This window comes from Variovorax sp. 01N425 (assembly GCF_056399465.1).
Genome location: NZ_JBFTRJ010000007.1, coordinates 195985 through 215532 on the forward strand (window position 1 = coordinate 195985; position 19548 = coordinate 215532).

General features: G+C 67.7%; 18 protein-coding genes. 8 read left to right on the forward strand and 10 right to left on the reverse strand.

Translation table 11 applies throughout. From position 1 onward, the window contains the following. Positions 1–3: 3 nt before the first annotated feature. From AC1DSC_RS14640 to AC1DSC_RS14675, 8 genes are all read right to left on the reverse strand, one after another. Positions 4–1263, reverse strand: coding sequence for an MFS transporter (locus tag AC1DSC_RS14640; protein ID WP_369663371.1), 1260 nt, complete (start codon positions 1261–1263; stop codon positions 4–6). A 126-nt stretch (positions 1264–1389) separates the two neighbouring features. Next, positions 1390–2082: an urea ABC transporter ATP-binding subunit UrtE gene (urtE, locus tag AC1DSC_RS14645; RefSeq protein WP_369663372.1), complete on the reverse strand. Its 693-nt coding sequence runs from the start codon at positions 2080–2082 to the stop codon at positions 1390–1392. A 522-nt stretch (positions 2083–2604) separates the two neighbouring features. After that, a complete protein-coding gene (urtD, locus tag AC1DSC_RS14650; RefSeq protein ID WP_015866785.1) occupies positions 2605–3483 on the reverse strand; it encodes an urea ABC transporter ATP-binding protein UrtD in 879 nt (292 codons plus the stop codon). A 115-nt stretch (positions 3484–3598) separates the two neighbouring features. After that, complete coding sequence (gene urtC / locus AC1DSC_RS14655; protein WP_369663373.1) at positions 3599–4816, reverse strand: urea ABC transporter permease subunit UrtC; 1218 nt, start codon at positions 4814–4816, stop codon at positions 3599–3601. Further along, entirely contained in the window at positions 4813–6360 is a 1548-nt protein-coding gene (gene urtB / locus AC1DSC_RS14660) for an urea ABC transporter permease subunit UrtB (RefSeq protein WP_369663374.1), read from the reverse strand. The genes urtC and urtB overlap by 4 nt, the downstream gene beginning before the upstream one ends. Before the next feature lie 196 nt (positions 6361–6556). Next, positions 6557–7825: an urea ABC transporter substrate-binding protein gene (gene urtA / locus AC1DSC_RS14665; RefSeq protein ID WP_015866788.1), complete on the reverse strand. Its 1269-nt coding sequence runs from the start codon at positions 7823–7825 to the stop codon at positions 6557–6559. A 118-nt stretch (positions 7826–7943) separates the two neighbouring features. Beyond that, complete coding sequence (locus tag AC1DSC_RS14670) at positions 7944–9416, reverse strand: MFS transporter (protein ID WP_369663375.1); 1473 nt, start codon at positions 9414–9416, stop codon at positions 7944–7946. A gap of 76 nt (positions 9417–9492) precedes the next feature. Beyond that, the gene (locus AC1DSC_RS14675; RefSeq protein WP_015866792.1) at positions 9493–9879 is read right to left on the reverse strand and encodes a hypothetical protein; all 387 of its coding nucleotides are present in this window, start codon (positions 9877–9879) and stop codon (positions 9493–9495) included. Between the two features lie 114 nt (positions 9880–9993). Here AC1DSC_RS14675 and AC1DSC_RS14680 point away from each other — a divergent pair, with 114 nt between their 5' ends. Beyond that, on the forward strand, positions 9994–10920 hold the full coding sequence (locus AC1DSC_RS14680) for an AraC family transcriptional regulator (RefSeq protein WP_015866793.1): 927 nt from the start codon (positions 9994–9996) through the stop codon (positions 10918–10920). Here the strand turns inward: AC1DSC_RS14680 and AC1DSC_RS14685 are convergent. Together AC1DSC_RS14685 and ppk2 are read right to left on the reverse strand one after the other, a co-directional pair. Continuing rightward, entirely contained in the window at positions 10917–11984 is a 1068-nt protein-coding gene (locus AC1DSC_RS14685; protein WP_369663376.1) for an extracellular catalytic domain type 1 short-chain-length polyhydroxyalkanoate depolymerase, read from the reverse strand. The genes AC1DSC_RS14680 and AC1DSC_RS14685 overlap by 4 nt on opposite strands. A gap of 48 nt (positions 11985–12032) precedes the next feature. Then, positions 12033–12950 (reverse strand): polyphosphate kinase 2, encoded by a 918-nt coding sequence (ppk2, locus tag AC1DSC_RS14690; protein WP_369664502.1) that lies wholly within the window; start codon positions 12948–12950, stop codon positions 12033–12035. 152 nt (positions 12951–13102) lie between these two features. Here ppk2 and AC1DSC_RS14695 point away from each other — a divergent pair, with 152 nt between their 5' ends. From AC1DSC_RS14695 to AC1DSC_RS14725, 7 genes are all read left to right on the forward strand, one after another. After that, the gene (locus tag AC1DSC_RS14695) at positions 13103–14137 is read left to right on the forward strand and encodes a transporter (RefSeq protein ID WP_015866796.1); all 1035 of its coding nucleotides are present in this window, start codon (positions 13103–13105) and stop codon (positions 14135–14137) included. A gap of 97 nt (positions 14138–14234) precedes the next feature. Further along, on the forward strand, positions 14235–15092 hold the full coding sequence (locus AC1DSC_RS14700; RefSeq protein WP_062365789.1) for a 3',5'-nucleoside bisphosphate phosphatase: 858 nt from the start codon (positions 14235–14237) through the stop codon (positions 15090–15092). Next, positions 15089–16066, forward strand: coding sequence for a DMT family transporter (locus tag AC1DSC_RS14705; RefSeq protein WP_369663377.1), 978 nt, complete (start codon positions 15089–15091; stop codon positions 16064–16066). The genes AC1DSC_RS14700 and AC1DSC_RS14705 overlap by 4 nt, the downstream gene beginning before the upstream one ends. Before the next feature lie 15 nt (positions 16067–16081). Continuing rightward, positions 16082–16717 carry an L-threonylcarbamoyladenylate synthase gene (locus AC1DSC_RS14710; RefSeq protein ID WP_015866799.1) on the forward strand — a complete coding sequence of 212 codons (636 nt, stop codon included), beginning with the start codon at positions 16082–16084 and terminating at the stop codon, positions 16715–16717. 43 nt (positions 16718–16760) lie between these two features. After that, on the forward strand, positions 16761–17432 hold the full coding sequence (locus tag AC1DSC_RS14715; protein WP_015866800.1) for a site-2 protease family protein: 672 nt from the start codon (positions 16761–16763) through the stop codon (positions 17430–17432). A 16-nt stretch (positions 17433–17448) separates the two neighbouring features. Next, positions 17449–18780: a tryptophan--tRNA ligase gene (locus tag AC1DSC_RS14720; protein WP_062365786.1), complete on the forward strand. Its 1332-nt coding sequence runs from the start codon at positions 17449–17451 to the stop codon at positions 18778–18780. A gap of 72 nt (positions 18781–18852) precedes the next feature. Beyond that, positions 18853–19455 carry a response regulator transcription factor gene (locus tag AC1DSC_RS14725; RefSeq protein WP_015866802.1) on the forward strand — a complete coding sequence of 201 codons (603 nt, stop codon included), beginning with the start codon at positions 18853–18855 and terminating at the stop codon, positions 19453–19455. Positions 19456–19548 lie beyond the last annotated feature (93 nt).

Below are 19548 nucleotides of genomic sequence, written 5' to 3' on the forward strand. Positions count from 1 at the left end.
GCCCTAGCCCGCCGAACCTTCGCAGGCGATCTTGCCCGGCCGCGCCTCGGCACGCGCGCTCGCGATCGCCCAGCCGAACACCCCCATGCCCGCGAGCGCGAGCAGCGCACCCACCCACCCGGTCGAGGTCCAGCCCAGCCCGGCCGCAATGGCCACGCCGCCGAGCCAGGCGCCCAGCGCATTGGCCATGTTGAAGGCCGAGTGGTTGAGCGCCGCGGCGAGCGTCTGCGCGTCGCCGGCCACGTCCATCAGGCGGATCTGCAGCGCCGGGCCGATGGCCACGGTGGTGCCGATGAGAAACACGTTGACCGCCGCGGCGACCACGTGGTGCGCTGCGAACGAGAACATCGCGAGCACCAGCGCCGCATAGACGAGCAGGCCGCCGATGGTGCGCATCAGCGACTTGTCGGCCAGCCGCGAGCCGACGAGGTTGCCGGTGACCATGCCCAGGCCGAACAGCGCAAGCACGAAAGGCACGCCGCCCAGCGGCAAGCCGGCCACTTCGATCAGCGTGGGCTTGATGTAGCTGAACACCGAGAACATGCCGCCGAAGCCGATGGCGCCGATGCCGAGCGTGAACCACACCTGCTTGCGCTTGAGCGCGCCGAGCTCGCGCCAGGGGCTGGCGCCTGCGGGCGGCGCCAGGTCGGGGATGTCGCGGCGCAGCAGCGCCACGGCCGCCAGCGCGATGAGGCCGACGAACACGAAGGCGGCGCGCCAGCCGAACAGCTGGCCGAGCCATGCCGCGATGGGCACGCCGACCAGCGTGGCGCCGGTGAGCCCCAGCATCACGAGGCCCACGGCGCGCGCCCGGCGCCCGGGCGGTGCGAGCGTGGCGGCCACCAGCGCGGCCACGCCGAAGTAGGTGCCGTGCGGCAGCCCGGTGGCAAAGCGCAGCAGGTTGAGCGACAGGTAGCCGGGCGCCATCGCGCTCGCGAAGTTGCCCGCGGCAAACACGGCCATGAGGGCGATCAGCAGCGCGCGTCGGCCCCAGCCGGCCGCCAGCACCGCGAGCACCGGGGCGCCGATGACCACGCCGAGCGCATAGGCGCTGATGACGTGGCCGGCCTGGGGAATGCTGACGTCGATGTCCTTGGCCACTTCGGGCAAGAGGCCCATGATCACGAACTCGCCGGTGCCGATGGCGAAGCCGCCGACGCCGAGCGCAAGCACGGCGCGCAGGAAATTCACGGGCCGTGCGGCGGGGGAAACAACGGAAATGTCGGTGTCCGCGCCGTCCAGCGCGGGTGGGGAGGCGTTCAAGGCCAGGCTCCTGGGGGGGTGCCCGGCGGCAGCGGGCAGAGGACTGATTTTAGGGTAAACCCTGAATTTCTGCCGATACGGCGATGCTGCAAGGCTGATACCGGGATGCCGGCCCGTGGCCCGTTGTCAGATCGCGACGAGCTGGCGCACGCCCTGCGCTTCCATGTCCTTGCCGAGGCCGCGCGCAATGACCTCGCCGCGCTCCATCACGAGGTAGTCGTCGGCCAGTTCCTGCGCAAAGTCGTAGTACTGCTCGCACAGCACGATGGCCATGTCGCCGCGGTCGGCCAGCATGCGGATGACGCGGCCGATGTCCTTGATGATGCTGGGCTGGATGCCTTCGGTGGGCTCGTCGAGGATCAAGAGCTTGGGCTTGGGCGCGAGCGCGCGGGCGATCGCAAGCTGCTGCTGCTGGCCGCCGGAGAGGTCGCCGCCTCTCCGGTTGATCATCTGCTTGAGCACGGGGAACAGGTCGAACAGCTCCGACGGAATGGGCGTGCTGCCGCTCTTGTAGGCCAGGCCCATGCGCAGGTTTTCCTCGACCGTGAGCCTGGCAAAGATCTCTCTGCCCTGGGGGACGAAGCCGATGCCTGCTCTTGCCCTGTCGTAAGGCGTGGCCTTGTGGATTGGCTTGCCTTCGAGTTCGATGCCGCCGCTCTTGATGGGCACCAAGCCCATGAGCGACTTCAGCAGCGTGGTCTTGCCTACGCCGTTGCGGCCCAGCAATACGGTGACCTTGCCCAGCGTGGCCTCGAAGCTCACGTCTCTGAGGATGTGGGAGCCGCCGTAGTACTGGTGGATGTTTTTGACTGTCAGCATTTTGTTGGCGCCTTCCTTTGTTCTTTTTGGAGGCGCCCGGTATGCGGCACGGCGCGGTCGGCCCCACTATGCCGGCCCTTCGGGCTGCCCTGCGGTGCTCGCGTTTCGCGGGGTCTCGCAGAACTCGCTTCGCTCAAACAGCTGCGAGCCCTGATCCGCGAAACGCTGCGCTCCTCGGCGGCACAGAGGGGCCGCCCACGCCGCGCCGCATACCGGGCGCTGGTCGTCGTGCTGAGGCCGTCGGCCCTCACCCCTGCCCTCTCCCGGAGGGAGAGGGAGGAAGTCAGGGGGTGCACCGCGGCTCTGACCACGGCGACGGGGGCTGTGCCCTTGGGCGGCCGTTGAGGCACCGCCGAGCAGCGCAGCGACGGGCGGATCAGGGCTCGCAGCTGTTTGAGCGAAGCGAGTTCTGCGAGACCCCGCCCGTCGCGAGCAGCGCAGGGAAGCCCGAAGGGCCGGTGACGTCGGCCGCTCAAGGGCACAGCCCCCGTCGCCGAGCCCCGGACACCAACAGCGACCCATTCACCGCCCAAGATAAACCTCGATCACGCGTTCATCCGCCTGCACCTCGTCCAGCGTGCCCTGCGCCAGCACGGACCCGTCGCACAGCACGGTGACGATCTCGGAAATGGTGCGGATGAAGCTCATGTCGTGCTCCACCACCATCAGCGAATGCTTGCCCTTGAGCGTGAGGAACAGCTCTGCGGTGCGCGCCGTTTCCTCGTCGGTCATGCCGGCCACGGGCTCGTCGAGCAGCAGCAGTTTCGGGTCCTGCATCAGCAGCATGCCGATCTCGAGCCACTGCTTCTGGCCATGGCTCAGGTTGCCGGCCAGGCGCGACACACTGTCGGCCAGGTGAATGGTCTGCAGCACCTCGGCGAGGCGGTCGCTCTGCGCCGAGTCGAGCCTGAACAGCATCGAGGCGCGAACGCCCTTGTTGGTCTTGAGTGCGAGCTCGAGGTTCTCGAACACCGTGAGATGCTCGAACACCGTCGGCTTCTGGAACTTGCGGCCGATACCCAGCTGCGCGATGTCGGCCTCGCGATGGCGCAGCAGGTCGATGGTGCTGCCGAAGAACACCGTGCCCTCGTCGGGCCGCGTCTTGCCGGTGATGATGTCCATCATCGTCGTCTTGCCCGCACCGTTCGGGCCGATGATGCAGCGCAGCTCGCCCGGCGCAATGTCGAGCGACAGCTTGTTGATGGCCTTGAAGCCGTCGAAGCTCACGCTCACGTCCTCCAGGTAGAGGATGCGGCCGTGCGTCACGTCCACTTCGCCCGGCGTTGCGATGCGGCCGAAGTCGGCGGAGCGGCCGCCCGATTCGGTGCTGCCGCCCGCGTGGTGCATGCCCTTGGCGCGGGCGGCGCGCTCGGCGCCGGCTTCCATCAGGTCGGGTGTCATTCAGAAACCTCCGCGCTTCGCGCTGCGGTATTCGCCTTGGGAGCGGCCCGGCGGCTCATTTCAGAAACCTCCGCGCTTCGCGCTGCGGTATTCGCCTTGGGAGCGGCCCGGCGGCTCATGCACGCGCTCCCTTCACTTCGGCCACCAGCGGTGCGTGCAGCGCCTCCGGCTCCACGCCTTGCGCGGCAGCCATGGCGCGCTGTGCTTCCTCTCGGCCGGCGCTCGGCGCCGCCTTTTCACGCGACAGCCATTTCTTCACCAGGCCCACGATACCGTTCGGCAGGAACAGCGTGACGGCAATGAACAAGGCCCCCAGGAAGTACAGCCAGTACTCGGGGTAGGCCACCGTGAGCCAGCTCTTCGCGCCGTTGACGATGAAGGCGCCGATGATCGGCCCGATCAGCGTCGCGCGCCCGCCCACCGCGGCCCAGATCGCGATCTCGATGGAGTTGGCCGCGCTCATCTCGCCGGGGTTGATGATGCCCACCTGCGGCACATACAAGGCACCGGCCACGCCGCACATCACGGCCGAGATGACCCAGATCGTGAGCTTGTAGGGCAGCGGGTTGTAGCCCGAGAACATCACACGCGTTTCGGCGTCGCGGATGGCCTGCAGCACGCGGCCGAACTTGCTTGCGATGAGCCACTTCGCAAACAGGAAGAAGCCCAGCAGCGTGAGGCCTGTGAGCGCGAAGAGCGTCATGCGCATTTCCTGCGTGGCGATCGGAATGCCCAGGATGCGCTTGAAGTCGGTAAAACCGTTGTTGCCGCCAAAGCCCGTCTCGTTGCGGAAGAACAGCAGCATCGCGGCAAAGGTCATGGCCTGCGTGATGATCGAAAAATACACGCCCTTGATGCGCGAGCGGAACGCGAAGAAGCCGAACACGAAGGCAATGAGGCCCGGCACCGCGACGATCAGCACCAGCGTGGCAATGAAGCCGTCGCTGAAGGTCCAGTGCCAGGGCAGCGTCTTCCAGTCGAGGAACACCATGAAGTCCGGCAGGTCGCTCTTGTAGTTGCCGTCGCGGCCGATCTGGCGCATCAGGTACATGCCCATCATGTAGCCGCCGAGCGCAAAGAAGAGGCCGTGGCCCAGCGAGAGGATGCCGGTGTAGCCCCAGATCAGGTCCATGGCCAGCGCGCAGATCGCGTAGCACATGATCTTGCCGACCAGCGCCACCGCGTAGTCGCTCATGTGCAGCGGGCTGCCGGGCGGCACCATCATGTTGAGCACCGGCGCCACCGCGCACACCACGATCAGCGCGACGAAGAAGGCCGTCCAGCCCTTGCCGCTCAACAGCGGACCTTTGGTTGGCAACACAACCTTGCTCATGCTTCTGCGCTCCGGCCCTTCATGGCGAAGATGCCTTGAGGTCTCTTTTGAATGAAGATGATGATGAAAACGAGCACCGCGATCTTCGCGAGCACCGCACCCGCCCAGCCTTCGATGAACTTGTTGAGAATGCCCAGGCCCATGGCCGCATACACCGTGCCCGCGAGCTGGCCCACGCCGCCCATCACGACCACCATGAAGCTGTCGACGATGTAGCTTTGGCCGAGGTCGGGCCCGACGTTGCCGATCTGGCTCAGCGCGCAGCCCGCGAGGCCCGCAATGCCGGAGCCGAGCGCGAAGGCGTAGGTGTCGATGCGCGCGGTGTTCACGCCCATGCACGATGCGATCGGCCGGTTCTGCGTGACGCCGCGCACGAACAGGCCCAGCCGCGTGCGGCCGATGAGCCAGCCCATCGCAAGCAGCACCAGCACCGCAAAGACGATGATGCAGATGCGGTTCCACGGCAGCGTGACGTTGCTCAGCATGGTGAAGCCGCCGCTCATCCAGCCGGGATTTTCCACGCCCACGTTCTGCGCGCCGAACAGCGAACGCACGAGCTGCTGCAGCATCAGGCTGATGCCCCAGGTGGCCAGCAGCGTCTCGAGCGGCCGGCCGTAGAGGAAGCGGATCACGCCGCGCTCGAGCACCGCGCCCACCAGCGCGGAACTCAGGAAGGCCACCGGAATGGCCGCCACCAGGTACCAGCCGAAAGCCGCCTCGGGCATGTAGCGCTGGAAGATGCCCTGCATCACGTAGGTGGCGTAGGCGCCGATCATCATCAGCTCGCCGTGCGCCATGTTGATGACGCCCATCAGGCCGTAGGTGATGGCCAGGCCCAGCGCGGCCAGCAGCAGCACCGAGCCCAGGCTGATGCCGCTGAACACCGCGTTGATGCGGTCGCCCCAGACCAGCGAGCCGTCGATGCTCGCGATGGAGGCGACGATGGCGGCCTTGACGTCGGGCTCGGTCTCGTCGGCCAGGCGCTGGTTGAGCAGCAGCTTGGTGTCGGGGCTGGTGTTGGCGCCGAGCTCCTTGGCCGCGGCAAGGCGCCTGGCCTTGTCGGCGCTGGTGAGCATGCTGGCGGCGCGCACCAGCTGCAGCTGCGCCTTGATGCCGGGGTTGGTCTCGGCGGCCAGCGCCTTCTCGACCATCGGCACGCGCGATTCGTCGGGCTCCTTGAAGAGCGCCTGCGCGGCTTCGGCGCGCACCGCGTCGTCCTTGCTCGTGAGCTTGAGCGCGGCCTGCGCGGCATCGAGCGCGCCGCGCATGAGGTTGTTGTTGACCACGTCCTCGGCCGTGTCGGGCACCTTCAGCTCGGCGCCGGTCACGGGGTCGTAGCCCTTGTCGTCCTTCATCACGAAGACCTTGTCTTCGGTGTACTTGACCGCGTCCTCGGACATCGCCTGGATGAACGCGGCGGTCTTGTCGTCGGCCGTGAGCACGGCCTTGTTGAGCGCGCTGATGCGCGCCTCGGATTCGCCCGAGGCGATGGCGCGGGCTTCGTCGGCGGTCAGCGCGTGGACGGCCGATGCCATGAACAGCATGGCGGCGAGTGCACAGTGAAGGGGTCGTCGAAGCATCGTGAGTTTCGTGTTGCCCCTCTCCCCTGGGGGAGAGGGTTGGGGTGAGGGCCGGCGGCCTTCCAACAGACGCGGCGGCCAGATCGACCGCCGCTGCCCTCACCCCTGCCCTCTCCCCGAGGGGAGAGGGAGCAAGAGAAGGAGCTTGGCAATGAGCCAGTTACAGCGACTTGCCGGCCGGCTGATCCGGCTTCTTGTCATTGCCTTCGATGTACGGGCTCCACGGCTTGGCCTTGACCGGGCCCGGCGTCTTCCACACCACGCTGAACTGGCCGTCGGCCTTGATCTCGCCGATGAACACGCTCTTGTGCAGGTGATGGTTCTTCTCGTCCATCTTCGAGACGATGCCCGAGGGGGCCGTGAAGGTCTGGCCGGCCATCGCCGCGATCACCTTGTCGGTGTCGGTGCTCTTGGCCTTCTCCACGGCCTGCTTCCACATGTGGATGCCGATCCAGGTGGCTTCCATCGGGTCGTTGGTGAGCGGCTTGTCCTTGTGGCCGGCGATGTTCTTGGCCTTGGCGTAGTCGCTCCACTGCTTGATGAACGCGGTGTTGGTCGGGTTCTTGATCGACATGAAGTAGTTCCATGCAGCCAGGTGGCCGACCAGCGGCTTGGTGTCCACGCCGCGCAGTTCTTCCTCGCCCACCGAGAAGGCCACCACCGGCACGTCCTTGGCCTTGAGGCCTGCGTTGCCGAGTTCCTTGTAGAAGGGCACGTTCGAGTCGCCGTTGATGGTCGAGACCACCGCGGTCTTGCCGCCCGAGGAGAACTTCTTGATGTCGGCAACGATGGTCTGGTAGTCGCTGTGGCCGAAGGGGGTGTACTTCTCGTCGATGTCGGTGTCCTTCACGCCCTTGCTCTTGAGGTAGGCGCGCAGGATCTTGTTGGTGGTGCGGGGGTAGACATAGTCGGTGCCCAGCAGCACCCAGCGCTTGGCGCCGCCGCCTTCCTTGCTCATCAGGTAGTCGACCGCCGGAATGGCCTGCTGATTGGGCGCGGCGCCGGTGTAGAACACGTTCTTGCTGAGCTCTTCGCCCTCGTACTGCACGGGGTAGAACAAGAGGCCGTTCATTTCCTCGACCACCGGCAGCACCGACTTGCGCGACACCGAGGTCCAGCAGCCGAAGATCACCGAGACCTTGTCCTGGCCGAGCAGCTGCTTGGTCTTTTCTGCGAACAGCGGCCAGTTGGACGCCGGGTCGACCACCACGGGCTCGAGCTGCTTGCCCAGCACGCCGCCCTTCTTGTTGATGTCGTCGATGGCCATCAGCACCGTGTCTTTCAACACGGTTTCCGAAATGGCCATCGTGCCCGACAGCGAGTGCAGCACGCCGACCTTGATGGTGTCGGCGGCAAAGGCCGGCGCAGCGGAGATGCTGGCCAGGGCGACGGCGGCGGTGAGCGCCTTGAGTGTGAAACGACGTTGCATGTGGACTCCTGCTCCGGGGGTGGTTGAAACCTGGTCGCCGGTCGAGCCGGACGATGGAGGAGAGTCTGCGGATTCGCCCGTCCGCGAGAAATACGCCGGGTGGCGTACACGGAGGTACTCAGGACGGCAGCCGGCTGCCGCGCCGATGCAGCAGGGCCACCACCAGCGCGGACACCATCAGGTACACCAGCGCCACACCGAACGCGCTGGCATAGGCCGCCGCATCCGGTGTATCGCCCAGCCGCCCATAGAACAGGATTCCGATCAGCGCCACGCCCAGCGCATTGCTCGCCTGCTGCACCATCGACAGCACGCCCGACGCCACGCCCGCATGCTGCGGCGGCAGGCCGGCCAGCACGGTGGACACCAGCGGCGCCATCACCATGCCGAGCCCCGCGCCCTGCACCAGCAGCAGCGGCACCATCCACGCGGCCACGTGCGTGTGTCCGGCCCACCCCGCCACGTTGACGAACTGCAATGCATGGCCCGCGGCCAGCACCAGGGCGCCGAGCGCGATCGGAGGCTTGCCGCCGGAGCGGCGTGCCAGGCGCGCGCCGGCCATCGAGGTTGCGAAGAAGCCGACCGCCAATGAGGTGAAGACGATGCCCGAGCTCAGCGGGCCGAGCGCCAGGCCTTGCTGCAGGTAGAGCGCCAGCACGAAGTAGAGCGAGGCATTGCCGACATAGAAGGCCAGCGTGGTGAAGAGTCCCATGACGAAGCGACGGTTCGCGAGCAGCACGGGCGCCACCAGTGGCGCACCGCCGTGCGCGGCCAGCCGGCGCTGCTGGAAAGCGAACGCAGCGAGCAGCGGCAGCGCGGCGGCAAGGCACAGCCAGCTCCACAGCGGCCAGCCTTGCTGGCGGCCTTCCACCAGCGGCAGCACCACGGCGACCGAACCCGCTGCCACCAGCAGCATGCCGGCAAGGTCGAGCTTGCTGTTGCTGCCACTGTTCGCAAGCGGCGGAATGAGGCGCGGTGCCAACGCCAACGCCAGCAGCCCGATCGGCACGTTGATGAGAAAGCAGCTGCGCCAGCCCAGCCCCGCCAGGTCCGCATGGATCAGCAAGCCGCCCACCAGCTGCCCCAGCGTGGCGCCAAGCCCCAGCGTGAGCCCGTAGGCCGCAAAGGCGCGCGCGCGGTCTTCGCCGGTGTAGGCCAGGCCGATCATCGCGAGCACCTGCGGCTGCAGCAGCGCACCGGCCAGCCCCTGCAGCACGCGCGCCGCCACCAGCAATTCGGCATTCGGCGCAAAGCCGCAGGCGGCCGAGGCCAGCGTGAACAGCAGGAGGCCGAGCATGAACATGCGGCGGCGGCCGAAAAGGTCGCCCAGGCGGCCGCCGGTTATGAGGCCGGCGGCAGTGGCCAGGCCGTAGCCCGCCACCACCAGTTGCAGCGTGGCGGTGCTCGCCAGCAGTTCGCGCTGCATCGAGGGCAGCGCGACGTTGACGATGAAGAAGTCCAGCACCACCAGGAAGGTGCCGCTGAGCACGACCCACAGGGCCAGCGGGCCGGGCTTCGTTGCGCCCGTGCCGTGGATGCCAGGGGAGGAGGAAAGCGATGCGGCGGGAACAGCGGGATTGGACTGGGTCATGATGGCCTCGAGTGTTGGGGTGGCGGCGTATGGCGGCAATGACCTCGCAGGTCATGGCCGGCCTTTGTCCAAGCGATCAGGCGGCGGGCGTCGGCAGGATGAACTGGTAGTCGATGGCGATGCGGCCGTCCTCGGCCAGCAGCAGGAACTCCAGCCCGAGCGCAGCGACCGGGCCGCCCGCGGCAGGGACCATCTGCCAATGGAACATCACGGTGTCGCGCAGCAGCTGGGCATCGCCGGTGGCAATGAAGCGAAAGCCGTTGCCGCGCACATTCTTTTCGTGCGAGCTGGCGACGCGTTGCTCCAGCGCCTCGTAGCCCTTGGCCTGCAGCGTGCGCACGTAGTGCTCGCCCTGCGGCACCCAGAGGCTGGCGATGGCGTCGCGGCGGGCGCCGGCGTCCGGCAGGTTCCAGAGGGCGACGTAGCGTTCGGCGAGCTCTGCGGCGTGGGTGTCGGCATGCATGTGTCTGCTCCTGTGCGGTGAGAGTGAAGTCGCAGTTTCCGCCGCGGCGAGTGGACAGTGAATGCCCGCAAAGCCGACAATCTTGTCCATTCGTCCACTGCCACCGGAGCCTTCATGGACCCACTCGACGACGTTTTCGCCGCCATGCGCGTGCGCAGCGCGCTGTACGCCCGGCTCGAGGCCGGCGCGCCCTGGGGCGTGAGCCTGGCTGGCGGAGAGAGCGCCCGCTTCGGCCTCGTGGTGCGCGGCAGCTGCCTGCTCGAGGCGCCGGGCGTCGCACAGCCCGTGCCCCTGGCCGCGGGCGACTGCTACGTGCTCGCGCACGGCACGCCCTATGTGCTGCGCGACCACCCGAACACGCCCACGGTGAGCTGCGCCTCGGTGGTGCGCGACCGCATCGGCGGCGTGGTCGAGCTGGGCGGCACGGGCACCGCGGCCTCGGTGATCTGCGGCTGGTTCCACTTCGACCAGCGCGCCGCGCGTCCGCTGCTCGACCTGCTGCCGGTGCTGCTGCACGTGAAGATGGAAGAGGCGCGCGCCTTGGCGCTGCAGGGCACGCTGCAGCTGCTCGCGATGGAAACCGGCGAGCCGGGCCTGGGTTCGGGCCTGCTCGTGAGCCGGCTGGCCGACATCGTGTTCGTGCAGGCGGTGCGTGCCCACGTGGCGGCCCATGGCGAATCGCAGACGGGCTGGTTGGCCGCGCTGGCCGACGCGCGCATCGGCCCCGCGCTGCGCGCCATGCACAAGGACATGGCGCGCGACTGGACGGTGGAAGCGCTGGCCTCGACGGCGAGCCTGTCGCGCTCGGCCTTCGCGCAGCGCTTTCGCGAGCGCGTGGGCCAGGCGCCGCTCGAATACCTCACGCAGTGGCGCATGTTCAAGGCCGGCAACATGCTGGGCCAGGGCCATGCGGCCGTGGGTGCGATCGCAGGCGCGGTGGGCTACGAATCGGAAGCTGCCTTCAGCAAGGCCTTCAAGCGCCGCATGGGCATGGCACCGGGCGCATGGCGCGCCGCGGCGCGCGAGGGCGCTGCCGCCTAGGCGCCCGCCGGAAGGCCCGCCTTGATCTTGGCCGCGTGCTTGAACTGCGCCGCCGCAAAGGCCCACACCATGCGCGTGGCATCGGGCCCGGCCGGGTCGCTGAAGAGCAGCTGGGCGGCACCGCCGCTCCAGGCATGGCCGAGTCCCGCGATCTCGCACAGCACGACCAGCGTGCGGCCCTTGCGCCGGAACTCGGTCAGCCGCATGGCGTGCCGCTTGCCGCGCTGCAGCGTGCGCGCGGCCCCCGGCTTGGCGCCCACGGCCGTGGCCCACACGGCCGCGCTGTTGACGGCATTGCTCGGCGCCACCACGGCATCGGCCTCGCCATGGATCACCAGCATCGGCGGCAGGGTCGCGAACACGGCGGCCGCGCCCATGGCCTTGCCGACCGCGGTGGTCGGCATCGGCGGCGTGTGCTGCCCGCGCATCGCGCCCAGGGCCGTGGCCGAGGACTTCGCTGCGCCCGGCGCCACGCCCGAATGCATGGCCACGGCGCGAAAGCGGGCCGGATAGCGCGTGGCCAGCAGCGCCGCCATGCTGGCCCCGGCCGACAGGCCCGCCAACGCGATGCGCTCGCGGTCCACCGGATAGAGCATCGAGGCCTGGTCGATGGCCGCCATCAAGGTGGCGGCCTCGGCGTCGGCCTTGCCGGAGCGCCGCTCGTACCAGTTCCAGCAGCCCTGGGGGTGGGCCAGCCTGTCCTGCTCCAGGTAGAGCACCAGGAAGCGCTGGCGCACCGCAAGCGCGTTCATTCGCGTGCTGGCCGCGAAGTCGCGCCCGGTCTGGCCGCAGCCGTGCAGCATGACCATGAGCGGCAGCTTCTCGCCGGGCTGCAGTTGCAGGCCGGCCGGGCGGAACAGGTGGTAGCCGCGCGCACCGCCGGGCCCCAGCGCCATGCCGCCGAGCCAGTCGCCCTTGCCCGGCGGCGGCTTGAGCCGCTTGGCGGTTGCGCGCTGCACCTGGCCCGCCACGCGCTTGCTGTTGCCGAGCGTGATCTTCGTGAGGGCCTTCAGGTTGCGCTCATACGCGCGGGCGAACAGGGAAGCGGTGGAACGGCGGGCCATGGCGCAGTGTGACGCAAAGCGCCGGCCATCCAAACAGCGGCCGAGGCCCTAGTAGATTTCCGGCACGATCATGCTGGCCGGCACCGGCTGGCGCAGGTAGTCGGCATGGCGCTCGCGCGCGGGCAGCTCCACCGGCGGATGCGGCACCTCCTGGTAGGGCAGCTGGCCCAGCAGGTGGCTGATGCAGTTCAGCCGCGCCTTCTTCTTGTCCACCGCCTGCACCACCCACCACGGCGCCTCCGCAATGTGGGTGCGCTCCAGCATGATTTCCTTCGCCTTGGTGTATTCCTCCCATCGGCGGCGGCTTTCCAGGTCCATGGGGCTGAGCTTCCATTGCTTGAGCGGATCGTGGATGCGGCCCAGGAAGCGCATGTGCTGCTCGTCGTCGGTGATGGAGAACCAGTACTTGATGAGCTTGATGCCCGATCGCACCAGCATCTTCTCGAACTCCGGCACGGTGCGGAAGAACTCCTCGTACTCGTCGTCGCTGCAAAAGCCCATCACGCGTTCCACGCCGGCGCGGTTGTACCAGCTGCGGTCGAACAGCACCATTTCGCCGGCGGCCGGCAGGTGCGCCGCATAGCGCTGGAAGTACCACTGCGTGCGTTCGCGGTCGTTGGGCGCAGGCAGCGCGGCCACGCGGGCCACGCGCGGGTTCAGGCGCTGCGTGATGCGCTTGATGACGCCGCCCTTGCCCGCCGCGTCGCGGCCCTCGAAAAGAATGACCACCTTCTGCTTGCTGTGCTGCACCCAGTCCTGCAGCTTCACGAGCTCGCCCTGCAGCCGGAACAGTTCCTTGAAATAGGCCTGGCGCGCGGCCTTGTCGTCCGTGCGCGACGCGGGGTCGAGGCCGTCGATGTTGCGGTCCTCGATCTCCAGTTCGAGCTCCTCGTCGTAGCTGTCGATCAAGTCGCGGGCGATGCGTTGCATCAGCTCCTCGTGGTCCGGAAGTGCGCTCGTCAGCATCATGGGCAAAAAGAAGGTGTGGGGTGGAACGGGGCATGCTGCCCGCCGCAGATGACGGTTGCGTGACGGGCCGCATGGCGCCGACACGAAGTTGTCACATATGGCGAACACCATCCGGTGCACACCCTCCGTCCTTCCTGATCCAACGCACCTTGCCGGCACTCCATGACCTGGCCGCCAATTCATATGGCGGCGACGAAGCCGGACTGATCTGCGGCTACCTGTTCGACGCCGCGGCGCCGGAACCCGTGCGCGCGATCGACTCGGCGCAGGCTGCGGCCTGGCTGGACGCCGCTGCGCCCTCTTCGCCGGAGTCTTCCTTCCTCTGGCTGCACTTCAACCTGAGCCACGCGCAAGCGGAGCGCTGGCTGCTGCGCCATGCGCGCCTGTCCGACACCTTCTACGAAACGCTGCACGAAGGCCTGCCCTCCACGCGCATCGAGCGCGCCGACGATTCGCTGATCGCCGTGATCAATGACGTGCACTTCGAGTTCAGCTTCGAGCCCTCGGACATCTCCACGCTCTGGATCAGCGTGGGGCCGCGGCTGGTGGTCACGGCGCGCACCAAGCCGCTGCGCTCGGTCGACGCGCTGCGCACGGCGGTCAAGGCCGGCGACGCGCCGCGCTCGAGCACCGAACTGCTCGAGCACCTGCTGCGCGCGCAGGCCGACGTGCTGGTGAAGATCGTGCGCGGCGTCACTTCGCGCATCGACCGCATCGAGGACGAGCTGCTGGCCGGCCGGCTCGACCACAAGCGCGCCCGGCTCGGCGTGCTGCGCCGGCTGCTGGTGCGGCTGCAGCGCCTCTTGGCCCCCGAGCCCGCCGCCCTCTTCCGCCTGCTGCAGGGCCCGCCGGCCTGGATGGCGGAGCCCGATGCGCAGGAGCTTCGGGGTTCGACAGAGGAGTTCTCGGTGGTGCTGCGCGACATGCAGGCGCTGCAGGAGCGCATCAAGCTGCTGCAGGAAGAAATCGCCGCCAACGTGAACGAGGACAACAACCGCAGCCTGTTCGTGCTGACGGTGGTGACCGTGCTCGCGCTGCCGATCAATATCCTGGCGGGCCTGTTCGGCATGAACGTGGGCGGCATTCCGCTGGCCGAGCACAAGCACGGGTTCTGGATCGTGGTGGCGATCGTCGCGAGCTTCACCGCGGTGGCTGCTTGGGCGGCTTTTCGCAAGAAGCGCTGAGCCGCGCCGGCCGCCGCAGTAATGCTATTTATTTAATAGCAACCACAATAGCATCCATGCGCCCGCATCGATGTTCCAGACCCAATAGAATGCAAATGTGTCCTCCATTCTCAATGCCGATCTGCACTGCCATTCCGTGGTTTCCGACGGCACATTGACGCCCGAAGAATTGGCCGCGCGCGCCGCCGCCAACGGGGTCGAGCTCTGGGCGCTCACCGACCATGACGAAGTCGGCGGCCAGCACCGCGCGGCCGCCGCGGCGCGCGCCAACGGCATCCGCTATCTCACGGGCACCGAGATCTCGGTGACCTTCGCCAACGAGACCGTGCACATCGTCGGCCTGGGCTTCGACCCCGACGACGCCGCCATGACGCAGGGCCTCTACGACACGCGCGGCGGCCGCGGCAAGCGCGCGCAGGAAATGTCCGAGGGGCTGGCCAAGGTCGGCATCCACGGCGCCTACGAAGGCGCGCTCAAGTTCGTCGGCAATCCCGAGCTGATCTCGCGCACCCACTTCGCGCGCTTCCTGGTCGAGCAGGGCCACTGCCGCGACACGCCCGAGGTGTTCCGCAAGTACCTGACCGAAGGCAAGCCCGGCTACGTGCCGCACCGCTGGGCCTCGCTCAAGGATGCGGTGCACTGGATCACGGCCGCCAAGGGCATGGCCGTCATCGCGCATCCGGGGCGCTACAAGTTCACCGCCAACGAGGAATACGCGCTGTTCCTCGAATTCAAGGCGCATGGCGGGCGGGCGATCGAGGTCGTCACCGGCAGCCACACGACCGCCGAATACGTCGAGTACGCCGACAAGGCGCTCGAGTTCGATTTCGCCGCCTCGCGCGGCAGCGATTTCCACAGCCCCGACGAAAGCCATTGCGATCTCGGCAAGCTGCCACCGTTGCCCGGTGCGCTCACGCCGGTGTGGGAACTGCTCAGCCACCGTATCCAGCAGTGAGCCAGAGCCCCGGGTCCGGCAGCGACAGCGCGGCAACGGCGGCACTGGCGAACGCCCGCGCCGCGGCACGCCAGACGCGCGACCTCGAGTCCGAACGCATCCTCGCGGGCATCGGCATGGTGCTGGTGGCGGTGGCCTGCTTTGCCACGCTCGACACCGCCACCAAGACCTCCACCGCCGCCGTGCCCATTCTGATGGGCGTGTGGTTCCGCTATGCCTTCCAGGCCGTGGCCACCACCGCGGTGCTGCTGCCGCGGCATGGCACGGCCCTGCTGCGCACGCGGCATCCGCGCTACCAGCTGCTGCGCGGCGCGCTGCTGCTGGTGTCGAGCACGCTGGCCTTCCTGAGCCTGCGCTACATGCCGCTGGCCGAGTTCACCTCCATCGTGCTCATTGCGCCGCTCGTCATCACCCTGCTTGCGGCCACCACGCTCAAGGAGCAGGTCTCTGCGCTGCGCTGGGTGCTGGTGGCCGGCGGCTTCGCCGGCACGCTGGTCATCCTGCGTCCGGGCGGCGATGCGTTCAGCTGGGCCGTGCTGCTGCCCATTGGGCTGGTGCTGACCAACGCCTGGTTCCAGGTGCTCACGAGCAAGCTGGCGCAGACCGAGAATCCGCTCACGATGCATTTCTATACCGGCTGGGTGGGCGCGCTGATCGCCTCGCTGGCGCTGCCCTTCGTGTGGACCGCCCTGCCCTCGTGGCACTGGTGGGCCTTGCTGTGCCTCATGGGGTTCATGGGCACGGTGGGACACTTCATCCTCATCCTGGCCTACCAGCGCGCACCGGCATCCACGCTCACGCCCTACCTCTATGCGCAGATCGCGTTTGCCATGTTCGGTGGCTGGCTGGTCTTTTCCCACGTGCCCGACCGCTTCTCGCTCATCGGCATGTCGATGATCGCGGTGTGCGGCGCGGCCGGCGCCTGGCTCACGGTGCGCGAGCGCCGCGTGCCGATCGAGCCGGCCGAATCCTGATCAGGAGTCTTTTGTATGGCCCAGTATTTCGAAGTCCACCCCGAGAACCCGCAGCAGCGGCTGCTCAAGCAGGCCGCCGCGCTCTTGCAGCGCGGCGAGATCGTGGCCGTGCCCACCGATTCGAGCTACGCGCTGGCCTGCCACCTCGACGACAAGGACGCGGTCGACCAATTGCGCCGCATCCGCCAGGTCGACGAGAAGCACCATCTCACGCTGCTGTGCCGCGACCTGAGCGAGCTGGCCAACTACGCGCGCGTCGACAACAAGCAGTACCGGCTGCTGAAGGCCGCGACGCCCGGGCCCTACACCTTCCTGCTCGAGGCCACCAAGGAAGTGCCGCGGCGCGTGAGCCATCCGCAGCGCAAGACCATCGGCCTGCGCGTGCCCGACCACAAGGTGCTGCTCGAGCTGCTGATGCTGCACGGCGCGCCGCTTCTGGCCACCACCTTGATCGCGCCTGGCGAGACCGAGGCGCTGAACGACGCGCAGACCATCCGCGAGCGCTTCGAAAAGCAGATCGGCGCCGTCATCGACGCCGGCGCCTGCCCTTCGCAACCCACCACCGTGGTGGACCTCACGCCCATGGGCACGGGCGACGATCCGGTGGTGGTGCGGCAGGGCCGCGGCACGCTGGCGGTGCTTGGCCTCTGACAAGCGGCACCGCAGCTTTCACTCCGTCTGACACAATCGCCCAGTGGATATTTCCAACCTGATACAGACCGTACTTATTTACGCTTTGCCCGTGGTCTTTGCGATCACGGTGCACGAGGCGGCGCATGGCTATGTGGCGCGCCACTTCGGCGACAACACGGCCGAGGCCATGGGCCGCGTCACGCTCAACCCGATCAAGCACATCGACCCCATCGGGACCATCCTGATGCCGCTGATGCTGTACTTCGCAACCTCCGGAGCCTTCCTGTTCGGCTATGCCAAGCCGGTGCCGGTGAACTTCGGGCGCCTTCGCCATCCGAAGCGCGACATGATCTGGGTGGCTCTGGCAGGGCCTGCGTCCAATTTCGTGCAGGCCATCCTCTGGGCGCTGGTGCTCGTGGGGCTGGTAGCGGCCGGCATCGATGAAACCTTTTTCATCAAGATGGCGCAGGGCGGTGTGCTGGTCAACCTCGTGATGTGGGCCTTCAATCTCTTTCCGCTGCCTCCGCTCGATGGCGGCCGCGTTCTTGCAGGCCTGCTGCCCAACGGACCGGCGCAGAATTTCCTCGCGCGCATCGAGCCCTTCGGTTTCTTCATCGTGATGGGCCTGGTGCTCGCGGGCATCGTCAGCACCTTCTGGCTGCGTCCGCTGATGGACTTCGGCTACATGGCCATCAACCTGCTCATCTCTCCGCTCACGGCTTTGCTGCGTTAAGTTCTCCTCTCCTGCCATGGCTTCGTCTTCCCCCGCTCCCCTGCGCGTCCTGACCGGCATCACGCCGTCGGGCACGCCGCACCTCGGCAACTACGTCGGCTCGATCCGCCATTCGGTACGCCAGAGCGTCGCGCCGGGCGTCGAGAGCTTCTTCTTCCTGGCCGACTACCACGCGCTCATCAAGGTGCAGGAGCCGGCGCTGATCCAGCGCTCCACGCTCGAGATCGCCGCGAGCTGGCTGGCCTGCGGGCTCGACCCGGAACGCGTCACCTTTTACCGCCAGTCGGACATCGTCGAGATCACCGAGCTCACCTGGTTCCTCACCTGCGTGACCGGCAAGGGCGTGCTCAACCGCGCCCACGCCTACAAGGCGCAGCTCGACAAGAACATCGCCAAGGGCGAAGACCCAGACGCCGACGTCACAGCCGGCCTCTTCATGTACCCGGTGCTGATGGGCGCCGACATCCTGATGTTCAACGCGCACAAGGTGCCCGTGGGGCGCGACCAGGTGCAGCACATCGAGATGGCGCGCGACATGGCGCAGCGCTTCAACCACCAGTACGGCGAGCACTTCACGCTGCCCGAAGCCGAGATCGACGATGCCGTCGCCACCCTGCCCGGCCTCGACGGCCGCAAGATGAGCAAGAGCTACGGCAACACCATTGCCATGTTCGCGCCGCGCGCGCAGCTGCAAAAGCAGATCGCCAGCATCGTGACCGACTCGCGCGCGCCCGGCGAGCCCAAGGACACCGAAGGCTCGGCGCTGTTCCAGATCTACCAGGCCTTTGCCAGCGCCGAAGAAACCGAGGCGCTGCGCAAGGCGTACGCCGACGGCATCGGCTGGGGCGACGCCAAGCAGATGCTGTTCGAGCGCATCGACCTCGAGGTGACGCCGCTGCGCGCGCGCTACGAAGCGCTGATGAACGACCCGGCGGAGATCGAGCGCATCCTGCTCATCGGCGCCGAAAAGGCCCGCAAGCTCTCGCGCCCCTTCATGGCCGAGCTGCGCCACGCGGTGGGGCTGCGCAACCTTGCATCGGGCCGCGACAAGGGCGGTGCCCGCAAGGCGGCCAAGATAGCCAAGCCGAGTTTCAAGCAGTACCGCGAGCGCGACGGCCTGTTCTATTTCAAGCTGCTCGACGCCCACGGCGCCACCTTGCTGCAGAGCCGCGGATTCGCCTCGCCGCAGGAAGCCGGCCGCGCCATCGCCGCCCTGCAGCAGCAGCGCGGCGCGGCACTGGCCGCGCTCGCCGAACAGCTCGAGCCGGCCGGCCCGGAAGAATTGCGCGCCGCGAACGAGGCGCTGGAAGCACTGGCGGAGACAACAACCTCTACCAACGGAAGTTGATCCGGCAATATCCATCGGCTTACCCGCCGAGGACTGACGAGAGAAGACCGTGCGATCACTAAGGAAGAAAACATGAGCATTTATGTCATCGACGACCACCCCCTGATGCGCGACGCGATCGTGATGGTGCTGCGGCGTCTGCGGCCGGCCGAAAACATCGTCGAGCTCGAGCGCCTCGACAAGCTCGCGAGTGCGGTCCAGCAGCGCGGCGAGCCAACGCTTTTCTGCCTCGACCTGAAGCTGCCCGACACCAATGGCGTCTCGGGCGTGGTCGCTGTCAAGCAGGTCTATCCGAACGTGCCGATCGCCGTCTATTCGGCAGCACCGGCCGGGGACATGGAAGACGCCTGCATCGAAGCCGGCGCCGACACCTACATCGAGAAGTCGGCCAGCTCGGCCGAACTGGCCGCCGCGCTGCGCGGCCTGCTGATGGCGGGCTCGGAAGAAGCGGACGAGCCGGCGCTGGCCAGCAACAGCAAGCTGTCGAAGCGCCAGACGCAGCTGATCGCGATGCTCGACAAGGGCATGAGCAACCGCGACATCGCCACCGACCTCGAGATCAGCGAGCACACCGTGAAGGTGCACCTGTGGCGCCTGTTCCGCCGCCTGGGCGTGAAGAGCCGCACGCAGGCGCTGCATTACGCGCGGACCAACGGGTTGCTTTCCGGTAGCTGAGCCCACCCCCGAAGCGGCTCACTTCGTGTAGCCGCCTCCCCCTCAAGGGGGCAACACCGGAGGCCCGGCAAAGCCGGTTCCTCGGTGTTTCTG

What these genes read in the sequence shown, in the direction of transcription:
- urtB (WP_369663374.1), bottom strand. Translation starts at nt 6,360, where the DNA reads ATGCTGTTCATGGCATCGGCCGTCCACGCGCTGACCGCCGACGAAGCC.
- urtC (WP_369663373.1), bottom strand. Translation starts at nt 4,816, where the DNA reads ATGAGCAAGGTTGTGTTGCCAACCAAAGGTCCGCTGTTGAGCGGCAAG.
- AC1DSC_RS14685 (WP_369663376.1), bottom strand. Translation starts at nt 11,984, where the DNA reads ATGGCCCGCCGTTCCACCGCTTCCCTGTTCGCCCGCGCGTATGAGCGC.
- AC1DSC_RS14725 (WP_015866802.1), top strand. Translation starts at nt 18,853, where the DNA reads ATGAGCATTTATGTCATCGACGACCACCCCCTGATGCGCGACGCGATC.
- AC1DSC_RS14670 (WP_369663375.1), bottom strand. Translation starts at nt 9,416, where the DNA reads ATGACCCAGTCCAATCCCGCTGTTCCCGCCGCATCGCTTTCCTCCTCC.
- urtE (WP_369663372.1), bottom strand. Translation starts at nt 2,082, where the DNA reads ATGCTGACAGTCAAAAACATCCACCAGTACTACGGCGGCTCCCACATC.
- urtA (WP_015866788.1), bottom strand. Translation starts at nt 7,825, where the DNA reads ATGCAACGTCGTTTCACACTCAAGGCGCTCACCGCCGCCGTCGCCCTG.
- ppk2 (WP_369664502.1), bottom strand. Translation starts at nt 12,950, where the DNA reads ATGCTGACGAGCGCACTTCCGGACCACGAGGAGCTGATGCAACGCATC.
- AC1DSC_RS14720 (WP_062365786.1), top strand. Translation starts at nt 17,449, where the DNA reads ATGGCTTCGTCTTCCCCCGCTCCCCTGCGCGTCCTGACCGGCATCACG.
- AC1DSC_RS14675 (WP_015866792.1), bottom strand. Translation starts at nt 9,879, where the DNA reads ATGCATGCCGACACCCACGCCGCAGAGCTCGCCGAACGCTACGTCGCC.
- urtD (WP_015866785.1), bottom strand. Translation starts at nt 3,483, where the DNA reads ATGACACCCGACCTGATGGAAGCCGGCGCCGAGCGCGCCGCCCGCGCC.
- AC1DSC_RS14710 (WP_015866799.1), top strand. Translation starts at nt 16,082, where the DNA reads ATGGCCCAGTATTTCGAAGTCCACCCCGAGAACCCGCAGCAGCGGCTG.
- AC1DSC_RS14680 (WP_015866793.1), top strand. Translation starts at nt 9,994, where the DNA reads ATGGACCCACTCGACGACGTTTTCGCCGCCATGCGCGTGCGCAGCGCG.